Raw genomic sequence first — 13,279 nt, forward strand, 5'->3', positions numbered from 1 at the left:
AATGACCCAAAGCCGTACCACTGCGCCGCTGCTTGCGGCGCTCACCCTGCCCTTTGCCACCTCGGCGCTGGCGGGTTTCATCGAAGACAGCAAGGGCAGCCTGGAGCTGCGCAACCACTACATCAATCGCGACTTCCGCCAGGACGGCGCCGCCCAGTCCAAGGCCGAGGAATGGGGCCAGGGCTTTACCGCGCGCCTTGAGTCGGGTTTCACCGAAGGCACGGTCGGCGTCGGCCTCGATGCCATTGGTGAACTGGGTGTGAAGCTGGATTCCAGCCGCGACCGCCGTGGTACCGGCCTGCTGCCGTTCGACCCGGCGACCAAAGAGCCAGTGGACGACTACAGCGAGCTGGGCCTGACCGCCAAGCTGCGTGCGTCGAAAAGCGTGCTGCGCCTGGGCACCCTTCAGCCGCTGCTGCCAGTGGCCTCCTATAACGACACCCGCCTGCTCTCTTCCACGTTCCAGGGCGGCATGCTGACCAGCCAGGAGCTGGCCGGCCTGACCTTCAACGGCGGCCGCCTGACCCGCACCAACCTGCGCGACTCCTCTGGCCGCGACGACATCGGTTTCGGCGCCGCCACCAGCGACGCCTTCGACTTCGCCGGCGGCAGCTTCGCCATCAACCCGCAACTGGCGGTCAGCTACTACTACGGCCTGCTGGATGACATCTACCGCCAGCAGTTCGTCGGCCTGGTGCACACACTGCCGTTGCCCGACGGCTTTAATTTGAAGAGCGACATCCGCTACTTCGACAGCCGCGGCGATGGCGTCGAGCGCGCCGGTGAAATCGACAACCGCAACTTCAACGGCATGTTCAGCCTGGGCAAGGGCGCCCACCGGATCAGCGCGGCGTTTCAGCGCATGTCCGGCGACAGCGCCTTCCCTTTCCTCAATGGCGGCGACCCCTACGTGGTCAACCTGGTGACCTTCAACACCTTCACCCGCGCCGAGGAAGACGCCTGGCAACTGCGCTACGACTACGACTTCGCCGCCCTCGGCATCCCGGGCCTGACCTTCATGACCCGCTATGTCGACGGCAGCAACGTCAAGACCGCGACCGGCGACGAAGGCGAGGAATGGGAACGCGACAGCGATCTGGCCTACGTGATCCAGAGCGGCCCGGTGAAGGGCCTCAGTCTGCGCTGGCGCAACGTCACCTTCAGGTCCGGCAACGGACTGAATACCGATATCGATGAAAACCGCCTGATCCTCGGCTACACGCTGGCCCTCTGGTAAGGCACCCAACCTGTAGGAGCGGGCTTGCCCGCGAACCAATCGGCCACCGGCCTTTGCGAGCAGAGAACTGGGCGTCCCCCTCGCTCCTACGAACCAAGAATGAACGCCGGTGCTCTGCGCCGGCCCTTTTCCACGGAGAATTCCTCATGAGTAACGCCCCCACGCTGCAAAGCTTCATCGGCGGTCGCTGGATCGGCCAGCAAGGCGCCCAGGCACTGCGCAGTGCCGTCGACGGCAGCACGATCGCCCGCGCCCACGAGGAAGCCCTGGACTTCTCCGAAGCCATCGAACACGGCCGCAAACGCGGTATCAGCAGCCTCATGGCGCTGGATTTCCAGCAGCGCGCGGCACGCCTCAAGGCCCTGGCGCTGTACCTGACCGAACACAAGGAACAGCTCTACACGCTGTCGCGCCATAGCGGCGCGACCCGCGCCGACAGCTGGATCGACATCGAGGGCGGCGCTTCCACCCTGTTCAGCTACGCCGGCGTCGGCGCCCGCGAACTGCCGTCGGGCAACATCGTCCACGAAGGCCCGGCCATGCCGCTGGGCAAGCAGGGCACCTTTGCCGGCACCCACATCCTGGTGCCCCGTGGCGGTGTGGCTGTACACATCAACGCCTTCAACTTCCCGATCTGGGGGATGCTGGAGAAGTTCGCCCCGAGCTTCCTCGCCGGCATGCCGTGCATCGTCAAACCGGCTACCGCCACCAGCTACCTGACCGAAGCCGCCGTGCGCCTGATGCAGGAGTCCGGCCTGCTTCCAGAAGGCAGCCTGCAACTGATCATCGGCAGCACTGGCGACCTGCTGGACCGCCTGCAAGGCCAGGACGTGGTGACCTTCACCGGTTCCGCCGACACCGCCGCCAAGCTGCGCGTGAACGCCAACCTGATTCGCAACTCCGTGCCCTTCAACGCCGAAGCGGACTCGCTGAACTGCGCCATCCTCGCTCCGGAAATCACCCCGGACGACCCGGAGTTCGACCTCTTCGTCAAGGAAGTGGCCCGCGAGATGACCGTCAAGGCCGGCCAGAAGTGCACCGCAATCCGCCGTGCCATCGTCCCCGCCAAGCACATCGACGCCGTGGCCGAACGCCTGCGTGAGCGTCTGTCCAAGGTCGTGGTCGGTGACCCTGCTGTTGAAGGCGTGAAGATGGGTGCCCTGGCGTCCCATGCCCAGCAGGCCGACGTGGCCGAGCGCCTGGACGCCCTGCTCGGCAGCAGCGACCTGCTGTTCGGTGCCCGCGACGGTTTCGCCCCGCGTGGCGACGGCGTGAACGAAGGCGCCTTCTTCGCCCCCACCCTGCTGCGCTCCCGTGACCCGCACGCCGAAGGCGGCGCCCACGACATCGAGGCTTTCGGCCCGGTGAGCACCCTGATGGCCTACGACGACATCGACGAAGCCATCGCCCTGGCCGCCCGTGGCAAAGGCAGCCTGGTAGCCAGCCTGGTCACCAAGGACCCGCAAGTGGCTGCCCGCGTGGTACCGCAAGCCGCCGCCCTGCACGGCCGCCTGCACATCCTCGACCGTGAAGCTGCTGCCGAATCCACCGGCCATGGCTCGCCGCTGCCAGTGCTCAAGCACGGCGGCCCCGGCCGCGCTGGCGGTGGTGAAGAACTGGGCGGCCTGCGCGCGGTGAAGCACTACCTGCAACGCGCCGCCGTCCAGGGTTCGCCCACCATGCTGGCCGCCGTCACCGGCGAATACGTGCGTGGCGCCAAGGTGGTCGAGACCGAAGTACACCCGTTCCGCCGCTACTTCAACGAGCTGCAGATCGGCGAGTCCCTGCTGACCCACCGTCGCACCGTCACCGAAGCCGACATCGTCAACTTCGGCTGCCTGTCGGGCGACCACTTCTACATGCACTTCGATGAGCTGGCCGCCAAGGAATCCCAGTTCGGCAAGCGCATCGCCCACGGCTACTTCGTGCTCTCCGCCGCCGCAGGCCTGTTCGTCTCCCCGGCCCCCGGCCCGGTACTGGCCAACTACGGTCTGGACAGCCTGCGCTTCATCACCCCGGTGGGCATCGGCGACACCATCCAGGCGCGCCTGACCTGCAAGCGCAAGATCGACCAGGGCAAGAAGAGCCCGAAAGGCGAGCCGCAAGGTGTGGTGGCCTGGGACGTGGAAGTCACCAACCAGAACGGCGAGCTGGTGGCCAGCTACGACATCCTGACCCTGGTGCTGAAACGCCCCGAGGCTGTGTAAACCGAGTCGCTGCGTGAGTTTATGACCGGCCTTAGGGCCGGTTTTTTTTGGCCCTGCTTGAACCTGCGCGGAAACTCCGGTGCGCACGGCGCACCCTACGGACAACCGTGCCCAGGCCGTAGGGTGGATGTCGCTTTTCACATCCACCAGCGATGTCCAGGCATGGCACCGATGGTGGATCGATGAAGCGTGATCCACCCTACACATTGCTCGAACCTCCCGTAGGTTGGTGTAGAGCGCAGCGAAACCCAACGATTCCCGGAAGTCTGCTGTTGGCCCTCGTTCCTCGGACCAACCTACGACGGGACTGCGTCCCGCTTGGCGAATGTTCCCCCCCATTCCGAATCTGGCACGCAGCCTCAAGCCCTTGGCAAGCAGGCACAAGGCCAGCGCACAGCAACTCCTTAGTATCCGGACGCAGAAACGCTCCGCTGCCAATTCCAAAAAGAAGGATGCCTCGCGATGTTCCGGTCGAACCTGTTCCGACTTTCCACCCTCGCTCTACTGGTGGGCGCCGCCACTCAGGCGGGTGCTTACGAGCTGTACGCCGACGAAGACGCCCATCTGAATGCAACCCTGGAGGCCGTGTACGGCTTCTTCCACAGCCAGGAGAACTACGCTATCGCTGGTTCGAAGAGCGAGGGGTCGTCGTCGTGGCGTGAAGGTTATGCCAAGTACGGCATCAGCTTCGATCAGGGGCTGGCGGGGGCCGGCACCAGCTATGGCGCCTTCAACATGCTCAGCTCGGGCACCTGGGGTGACGGTGACGCGGCTGGCTTCACCGACGGTTCCGAGCGCACTACCAAGATCGAAGACGCCTATCTCGGCTGGCGTTCCGGCCAACTGTTCGACGCCCTGGGCGAAGACGGCGTGGACTTCTCCTTCGGCCGCCAGAACCTGATGATCGGCGACGGCTTCCTCATCAATGGCGATGCCCTGAACCTCGGCAACGGCCTTGCCGATGGCGAGTTCAACCGCGGTGGCGCCTACTGGCTGGCTGCACGCAAGGCGTTCGACCAGACCGCCGTGCTGCGCCTCGGCGGCAAGGATGGCCTGCGCGGCGACCTGATGTGGCTGAAATCCGACAACCGCGCCCAGGCCAAGACCGAGATGGTGGTCGGCAACCTGGAGCATGTATCCGAAGCCGGCACCCTGGGCCTGACCGCCATCGACATCAGCGATGTCGACGAAGAATTCGCATCGCCCTTCCAGGCCGAGCGCGACGGCATGAAGACCTATAGCGTGCGCGGCCAGGGCAATGCCGGGGTCGATAACCTGTTCCTCTCCGGTGAATACGCCTGGCAGGACAAAAAGGACGTCGACGACGAGAACGCCTGGTATCTGGAAGCCGGCTGGACCTTCTCCGATGTGGCCTGGAGTCCGAATGTCAGCTACCGCTACAGCCGTTTCTCGGAAGGTTACGACGCACTGTTCACCGGCTTCAGCCGTGGCTACGGCACCTGGTTCCAGGGTGAGGTGGCGGCCAACTACGCCGGCCCGTTCAACACCAACACCCAGGTCCACCACGTTGCCTTCAAGGTGTCGCCGCTGGAGAACCTGAGCCTCGGCGCCCTGTGGTTCGACTTCAACACCCTGGACCGCGACCTGGGCAATACCGACGGCCGCGAACTGGATCTTTACGCCGAATGGGCGGTGAGCGACAACCTGATCGTCATGCCCCTGGTCGGCCTCTACAAGCCTGACCGCAGCGCAGAGGAAGGCGGCACCCAGCTCGGCGGCGACGACAGCAACCTCTACAGCCAGCTGGTGTTCGTCACCGTCTTCTGACCTTTCCGGGGCGGCAACGCCCCGGCTTCCCAAGCGATCGCGCCCATGTCCAGCTCCAGCCTCAGCATCCAGAGCAAGATCACCCTCCTGGCGAGCATCTGCCTGATCCTGGTGGTTGGGCTGCTGGTTGGCCTGTCGCTCTACCAGACCCGCGCCAGCACCGAGCGGGGCGCATGCTCGCCGAAGCCGCGCGCCTCAACCTGCAGGCCCTGGGCAAGGTCCAGGCCCTGCAGATCCAGCGCAGCTTCACCCGCACCCACGAATATGGCCTCGGTCTGGCGCGGCACCTGCTCTACCTGCGCGAGCGTGCGGCACGCGGCGAGATCAGTGCGGAAACCCTGCGGGGAGAACTGGCCGGGGAGCTGCGCAAGGCCGTGGAGCAGCGACCTGAGCTGCTCGGGCTGTTCCTGATCTTCCAGCCCGATGCCCTCGATGGCCGCGACGCCGAATTCCGCGGTCGCAACGACCTCGGCAGCAACGATACCGGGCGTTACGCGCTGTACTGGCTGCAAGCCAAACCGGGCGAACTGCAGGCCGTCCCGGGCGACGAGAAACTGCTGGCGGACACCTCCCCCGGCCCAAGCGGCGCCCCGTTCAACGCCTTCTTCACCTGCCCGCGCGACAGCGGGCAGCTGTGCTTGTTGGAGCCGTACTTCGACGAGTCCTCTGGCGCTCGCAGGCTGGTCACCAGCATCGCGTTCCCGCTGCTGGAGAATGGCAAGGTGCTGGCGGTTATCGGCCTCGATATCAGTCTCGACAGCCTGCAACAGGACGCGCTGACCAGCAGCCGTGAACTCTATGAGGGCAATGGCCGCGTCAGCATCATCAGCCCATCCGGCGTGGTCGCCGGCCATAGCCAGGATGCCGCCCAGCTGGGCAAGCGCCTCCAGGCGGTGCTACCGGACCAGGCCACCGAATTCCTCGATTTCCTCAGCCGTAGCGAGCCCCACGCCTTTATCGACAAGGGGCAGATCAGTGTGCTCGAACCCCTCTCCCCCATCGCCGGGGCCAAGCCCTGGGGCGTGCTGCTGGGCGTGCCGCAGCGGGTGCTGCTGGCGCCCGCCGAGGCGCTGAAAGTGCAGATGGATGACGAACGCCTGCAAAGCTCGGCACTGGAATTCATCCTCGGCTCGGTCGCGGCGCTACTGGGCGTTGCCATGATCTGGCTGGCTGCCCGTGGTGTGACGCGTCCGTTGCTGCGACTGGCCGGCATGCTGGAAGACATCGCCGACGGTGAGGGTGACCTCACCCGCCGCCTGACCTACGCCCGGCGTGACGAACTGGGCCGCCTGGCACTGGCCTTCAATCGCTTCCTCGACAAGCTGCAACCGGTGATCGCCAAGGTCCAGGGTTCGGTTCGCGACGCCCGTGATACCGCCGACCAGTCGGCGTTGATCGCGCGCCAGACCAGCGAAGGCATGCAGCAGCAGTTCCGCGAGATCGACCAGGTGGCCACCGCCTTGCATGAAATGTCCGCGACGGCCAACGCCTCGGCGCAAAGTGCGGCGCAGGCCGCCGATGCCGCGCGTAACGCCGACCAGGCCAGTCGCGAAGGCCTGGAGGTAATCAACCTCACCACCAGCGCCATTCACGCCCAGGCGCGGGATATGAGCGAGGCCATGGCCCAGTTGCAGACGCTGGCCCAGAGCAGCGAGCAGATCGGTTCGGTGCTGGAGGTGATCCTCTCCATCGCTGGGCAGACCAACCTGCTGGCACTGAATGCCGCCATCGAGGCCGCACGCGCTGGCGACGCCGGGCGCGGTTTCGCCGTGGTGGCCGACGAGGTGCGCAGCCTGGCGCAGCGCACCCAGGACTCCGTGGAAGAGATCCGCCAGGTGATCGACAACCTGCAGAACGGCACCCGCGATGTGACCCAGGCCATGCACGGCAGCCACGGCCTGGCCCAGGAGAACGTGAGCCAGGTGCAACAGGCTGCGGCGGCCCTGGAGCGCATCAGCGAGGCCGTCAACCTGATCACCGAGATGAACCTGCAAATTGCCAGTGCCGCCGAGGAACAGAGCAGCGTCGCAGACGAGATCAATCGCAACGTCGAAGCCATCCGCGACGTGACAGAATCGCTCTCCGGACAGGCCGAGCAATCGGCCCAGGTCAGTCGCCAGCTCAACGAGTTGGCCAACCATCAGCAGGGGCTGATGCAACAGTTTCGCGCCTAGGGGTCCACAAGACTCAGGAGCGTCATCCGGCGGCTCCGTCGCCACTCCCCGTCGCCACCGGCCTGAAGGGCTACCCGCCCCGACTGGTCGGTGGCTCCTGCCACAAGTTCTTCGCGGGTGTGACCGCGCCATGACCTGGCCGCGTCATCGAAGAAAACCTCCCTGCCCGCAGAATTCCCCATGCATCCACTTCGCAAAGCCCTGCATAACGAGTTGCACTCGCGGCCATCGATCTATTTCCGTGATCCGGCCAACGTCTATCACTTCGCTTTTTCCGATGCCGAGGACGTCTGCGACGCCCTGGTGGAGCGCCTCAACCAGACCGCCGATGCGCCCCTGGCCAGCAATGGCTCCCAGGGCCTCCTGCGCCAAGGCGAGAACACCCTGAAATGGGAACGCCACACCGAGTTCTTCACCCTGACCCTGGTGGTGCCGCGTCATGCGGGCGATGAATTCTGGCCGCCCCTGCCGGCGGTGCTGGAGAGCCTGGTGGCCGACCATCGCCACCTGCTGATCAATGCCGACCAGGTGCTGGTGGAGTCGGATACGAACTGGGCGGGCGATACCGCCGCGTACGGGTTCAAGGACCCATCCGGTTCCACCCTGGGCGGCGGCGATGCCATCGCCTGGTCGGACTTCCGCCTGAGCGAAGACGGCGTGAACCGCATCCTGCTGGTCAACCGCCGGCTCAATGCCTATCGCCTTGGCCGGATGATCCGCCGCCTGCTGGAAATCGAGACCTACCGCATGATGGCCTCGCTCACCCTGCCGGTTGCCCAGGCGGTGAGCGTGCAGCTGAAGGAATACGACAAGGAACTGGCCCGGCTTTCCGACCGCAACGCCGAGGGCAAGGGCAGCGCCAAGGAGCTGTCGACGGATATCGCCGCCCTCTCCGCCCGCATCGTGCGCAGCACCGCCCGCACCCGCCAGCGCTTCAGCGCCACGGAGGCGTACGCGCAGATCGTCTTCGAGCGCATCAATGAGCTGCGCGAATCCCACATCGATGATTGCCAGCGCCTGGGGGTGTTCATCGAACGCCGTTTCCGTCCCACCGTGCGCTACTGTGCGGCCACCGACCAGCGCCTGGTGCGCCTGGGCCAGAGCGTGGCCAATCTCAGTGACCTGCTGCGGGCACGGGTCAATGTGGAGGTGGAAGAACAGAACTCGGAGATCCTGCGCAGCCTGAACGCCCGCGCCGATACGCAGATCAAGATCCAGAAGGCGGTGGAAGGCCTGTCGATCATCGCCATCAGCTACTACCTGCTGAGCCTGTTCAAGCTGTTCTACGGCGGCCTGCACACCATCGGCCTGGATATATCGCCGAAGACGGCGATCCTGGTGATGACGCCGGTGGTCGCGCTGATTCTCGGGGTGATATTCATGCGGATCAGGAAAGCGAAGAGGCATTGACCCCTGCAAGTCCGATGGGCAGACCTGCGGCCTGCTTGGCGAATGAATTCGCCCCTACAAATGAGTGCCAACGCCTCAGCCGTAGGGTGGATGTCGCTCTTCACATCCACCAGCGAGGCCAGGCCGAGCACCGATGGTGGATCGGTAAAGCGTGATCCACCCTACACACCACTCAAACCTCCCGTAGGTTGGTGTAGAGCGCAGCGAAACCCAACGATTCCCGGAAGTCTGCTGTTGGGCCTCGTTCCTCGGACCAACCTACGGCGGGACTGCGTCCCGCCTGGCGAATGAATTCGCCCCTACAAATGAGTGCCAACGCCTCAGCCGTAGGGTGGATGTCGCTCTTCACATCCACCAACGAGTCCAGGCCGAGCGCCGATGGCGGATCGATGAAGCGTGATCCACCCTACACACCACTCAAACCTCCCGTAGGTTGGTGTAGAGCGCAGCGAAACCCAACGATTCCCGGAAGTCCGCTGTTGGGCCTCGTTCCTCGGACCAACCTACGGCGGGGCTGCGTCCCGCCTGGCGAATGAATTCGCAGGCAAAAAAAGACCCGGCAAATTGCCGGGTCAATAACCGTGATTAGCCTGATGAGGAGATAATCTGATGAGTCCGAAACTGGGCTTGTCAGCTTATCCAGCTGGCCGCGAGGCCAGTGGTTGTAATAATAATGATTCTCATTTTTCAGTCAAGCGACATTCGATGCCAAATGTGAATTACTTCTATTCACTGACGAATGGCTACCCTTCCCGTCCTGCTCATTCCAGATTCAGACCCGCCTCGCTCAGTGTCCGGCGATAGCAATCACGAAGTGAATCAAGCCGGCTCCACACCTGCCCCACGCACTCGTCCAGGGCGATATGGCTGCTGGCGCGGCAGCGATTTTCCATCTCGCAGCCCTGATAGAAGGCATTCACCACCTCGACCATGGATTCGCGCTGGTTTTCCATCAGCACGGCGGCATGGGCCAGTACCACATGTCGGTGATCGTCGCGCCGGCGTCGCCAGCGCTGGGCCGTGCCAACCAGTTTGCGTTCCTCCAGGGTGACGTTGTAACGACCGTCGCAGAACGCCCCGTCCACCTCACCCAACCCGCCTTCCAGCCCCATGCCGGCGAGCCAGTCGAGCATCGGCTGGCAGAGTCGCAGGTAGGCGTTCTCGATCCGGGTCAGCTCGCTCTCACGGGGCGGCAACGCGTAAACGAGCGCCACATTCAGCACCGCCGGCGATTGCGGCACGGGCTCGCCGCCGCTGTCGCGCAAGGCGATCGGCCAGCCCAGCGCCTGGCATTCCGAGCCGGCGGTGGCGAATCCAGCCAGCCGACTCATGCGCTGCGGCATGACCAGGGCAGCTTCCCGTGGTCGCCACAGGAGCAGCCCGCACTCACCTTCGCCCTGCTGAACGCGCTCCAGCAGCTGACGTTCCGCGTCCAGCCCTTCGCCTACCGCATAGTGTGAAACCTGGTGCATCTCTCCTCCCGCACATGTCAACTTTCCAGCGGCCTTCAAGCGCCAACGCTTTGCCGCGATAAGTCACTCATCCATTTGTACTTTTATACCGTTCGTATCCGTAGTTCAGCCGCCAGTCCGCCAAAGGCGGTTTTCACTCAGGTGAATGATGGCACTGCGGAATTGCCTCCTATAAGTTTGTTTCAACCTGTTTCAAAAAGCGCGTTACACGCTTCGACCGGCAATCACTACAGAGCCAATAAGGCCGACCGGTACGAGGTGCTTCTGAAGCAGTCAGAGCGATCGAAAATTCACCGTCAATCAAGCTGTGGAGGACCGCAGCCGTGAATATCTCTCGCTTGCTGTACAGGGGAACCTCGTTTGTCGCCAGCCGTGCCACCGGCGACAGCCACCAACAATCAGAACAACCCGCCAACACCAACCGCCGTTCATTCCTCAAATGGTCCGCTGCCGCCAGCGCCCTGCCCCTTCTGCTCGCGGAAAGCGACAGCCAGGCCAAGGACAGCGACACCTCGGAAATAACCAGCCCGAGAACCACGCCGTGGAAGGAATTCCTTCCCAACCAGATGAGTCCGCTGAACCCGGTCAGCGTGCTGCATGGCGCCGACGGCGTGCAGGTGGCCCCGCCTTCCGCAACCGCCGACGCAGAACACGGCGAATGCGGCCGCAAGCCGCACCAGCGCTATGACGAACTGGGCGTCAACCCGACGATGTACGAAATCAATGTGGTGGAACGCCCGTGGAAGGCTCACCCCGACCTGCCGGAAATCAAGGTCTGGAGCTACCGCGCCGCCGACTCCACCCCGGACAGTTTCAGCCCGATCATCTTCGCGCGCTACGGCCAGCCGGTGCTTTGCCGCTTCCACTGCAAGTTGCCCAAGGACCACGTCGGCGTCGGCGTTCCCTATATCTCGGTGCACCTGCACAACCTGCACTGCCCTTCGGAAAGTGACGGTTTTCCTGGCGACTTCTTCAGTGCCCAGAAGCAGGGCCTGACCATGGATTACAAGGGCGAGTACAAGGACCACTTCTACCCCAACGTCTACGCCGGCCTGGACGAGATGCAGAACGGCATCGGCGACTACCGCGAAGCGCTCGGCACGCTGTGGTTCCACGACCACACCTGGCAGGCCACCTCGCAGAACGTGGTGCGCGGGATGTTCGGCTTCTACGTCATCTTCGACCACCTGGATTCCGGCAACGAGAAGGACCCGAGCCCGGAAGCGCTGCGTTTGCCCAGCTTCCCGTACGACTACATGCTGAGCTTCAACGACATGCGCTTCGACGCGAAGGGCCAGTTGGTCTTCGACCGCTTCAGCCCCGACGGCACCCTGGGCGACAAGACCCTCGTCAACGGCAAGATCGAACCGGTGCTGCGGGTCGCCCGTCGCAAATACCGGCTGCGCCTGCTCAATGCCGGCCCGTCGCGCTTCTACGAGTTCTACCTGCACGACAGCAAGGGCAAGGCACAGACCTTCACCTACATTGCCAACGACGGCAATCTGCTGCCCGCACCCATCCGCAACATGGGCAAGGTGCACTTGGGCGTCGCCGAACGCGCGGACCTGGTGGTCGACTTCTCCAAGTACCCGATCGGCACCGAGCTGTTCCTCACCAACCGCCTGATCCAGGACACCACCAAGGGGCCGGACAAGGTCGATGGCTCCGGCACCAAGGTGCTCAAGCTGCTGGTGGACCGCGACCCGCCGGAGCAGGACCTGAGCCAGGTGCCCGATGTGCTGCGGCCATTGCGCCCGCTGTGCGACGAGGAAATCGAACGGGCCAAGGTGCGCCGCTGGGTGTTCGACCGCAAGGGCGGCGAATGGGCGGTCAATGGCAAACCGGAGAACATCCTCGAGACCAGCGCGAAGATCGACAAGGGCGAGTGCGAGATCTGGGAGCTGGTCAACGAGAGCGGCGGCTGGCAGCACCCGGTGCACATCCACTTCGAGGAAGGCCGCATCCTTAGCAAGACGGTCAACGGCGTGCCCGTGGCCATTCCGGAACACGAGCGAGGACGCAAGGACGTCTATGTGCTCGGCAAGAACGAGGCGGTCAGGGTGTTCCTGCGCTTCCGCGATTTCACCGGCAAGTACGTCATGCACTGCCACAACGTGATCCACGAGGACCACGGCATGATGATGCGCTGGGACATCGAGGACGACACGCCCCCCGAAACGCCAGCCGGGTGCAGCGTCAGCTAAGCCACAGCCAATCCTTGATCGTTACTGGAGATGCCAGATGAACACTCGCAGAAACCTGCTGTTCGGCGCCGGTGTGGCTGCCGCAGGCCTGGCCGCGCTGGGCGCCGGCCTGGTGGGCCGCAACTGGGCCGCCCCTGAACCCGAGTACGCTGAGGGCGACAGCTTCGGCGCCCGTTACTTCCCAAACCTCACGCTCTACACGCACCTGGGCAAACGCGTGAAGCTCTACGACGACCTCATGCGTGACAAGGTGGTGGCCTTCAACATGATGTACACGATGTGCGGCGGCCTCTGCCCCACCATGACCGCCAACCTGCGCGGCACGCAGAAGCTGCTGGGCGACCGCGCCGGGAAGAATGTCTTCATGTACTCCATCACCCTGCAACCGGAGCTGGATACGCCGGAAATCCTCAGGGAGTACGCCGAGTCCCACCACGTCGGCCCGGGCTGGCTGTTCCTCACAGGCGACCCGGCGGACCTGGAGAAGCTGCGGCGCAAGCTCGGCTTCTTCGATCCGGACCCGGTAGTCGACGCCGACCGCACCACCCATATCCGCATGGTGCGGATCGGCAACGACCGCTATGACCAATGGACCATGGCTTCGGCCCGCTCCCAGCCTGAACAGCTGGTGGCAGCGATCAACATGGTGGACCGGTCGGTGGACTTCACTTCGCACAATGGGAAGGATGCGAGCTTGCCGGCTTGAGGCGCGGACCAGCTGGGCAATTCTTGTAGGGGCGAATTCATTCGCCAAGGGCGGCGAAGCTGCCCTCTGGGAGTCCCCGGG

General features: G+C 64.3%; 7 protein-coding genes and 1 pseudogene. 7 read left to right on the forward strand and 1 reads right to left on the reverse strand.

Annotated elements, in window-relative coordinates; translation table 11 throughout:
* The first annotated feature begins 1 nt into the window (after window position 1).
* From MnOB_RS21505 to MnOB_RS21530, 5 genes and pseudogenes are all read left to right on the forward strand, one after another.
* Window positions 2-1,237, forward strand: a complete 1,236-nt coding sequence (locus MnOB_RS21505; protein WP_107504114.1) for an OprD family porin — start codon at window positions 2-4, stop codon at window positions 1,235-1,237.
* Between the two features lie 146 nt (window positions 1,238-1,383).
* Entirely contained in the window at window positions 1,384-3,444 is a 2,061-nt protein-coding gene (paaZ, locus tag MnOB_RS21510) for a phenylacetic acid degradation bifunctional protein PaaZ (protein WP_077526259.1), read from the forward strand.
* Window positions 3,445-3,906: 462 nt separating this feature from the next.
* Complete coding sequence (locus MnOB_RS21515) at window positions 3,907-5,232, forward strand: alginate export family protein (protein ID WP_077526260.1); 1,326 nt, start codon at window positions 3,907-3,909, stop codon at window positions 5,230-5,232.
* A 45-nt stretch (window positions 5,233-5,277) separates the two neighbouring features.
* Window positions 5,278-7,406 (forward strand): annotated as a pseudogene (locus tag MnOB_RS29830) (methyl-accepting chemotaxis protein).
* Between the two features lie 180 nt (window positions 7,407-7,586).
* The gene (locus MnOB_RS21530) at window positions 7,587-8,816 is read left to right on the forward strand and encodes a DUF3422 domain-containing protein (RefSeq protein WP_077526262.1); all 1,230 of its coding nucleotides are present in this window, start codon (window positions 7,587-7,589) and stop codon (window positions 8,814-8,816) included.
* A gap of 761 nt (window positions 8,817-9,577) precedes the next feature.
* Here the strand turns inward: MnOB_RS21530 and MnOB_RS21535 are convergent.
* The gene (locus MnOB_RS21535) at window positions 9,578-10,288 is read right to left on the reverse strand and encodes a lipoyl protein ligase domain-containing protein (protein WP_077526263.1); all 711 of its coding nucleotides are present in this window, start codon (window positions 10,286-10,288) and stop codon (window positions 9,578-9,580) included.
* 323 nt (window positions 10,289-10,611) lie between these two features.
* Here MnOB_RS21535 and MnOB_RS21540 point away from each other — a divergent pair, with 323 nt between their 5' ends.
* Both MnOB_RS21540 and MnOB_RS21545 read left to right on the forward strand, forming a co-directional pair.
* A complete protein-coding gene (locus MnOB_RS21540) occupies window positions 10,612-12,492 on the forward strand; it encodes a multicopper oxidase family protein (RefSeq protein ID WP_077526264.1) in 1,881 nt (626 codons plus the stop codon).
* A 37-nt stretch (window positions 12,493-12,529) separates the two neighbouring features.
* Window positions 12,530-13,198, forward strand: a complete 669-nt coding sequence (locus tag MnOB_RS21545) for an SCO family protein (protein WP_077526265.1) — start codon at window positions 12,530-12,532, stop codon at window positions 13,196-13,198.
* Window positions 13,199-13,279 lie beyond the last annotated feature (81 nt).

The organism is Metapseudomonas resinovorans (assembly GCF_002003485.1).
In the GTDB taxonomy this organism is placed as follows: Bacteria; Pseudomonadota; Gammaproteobacteria; order Pseudomonadales; family Pseudomonadaceae; genus Metapseudomonas; species Metapseudomonas resinovorans_D.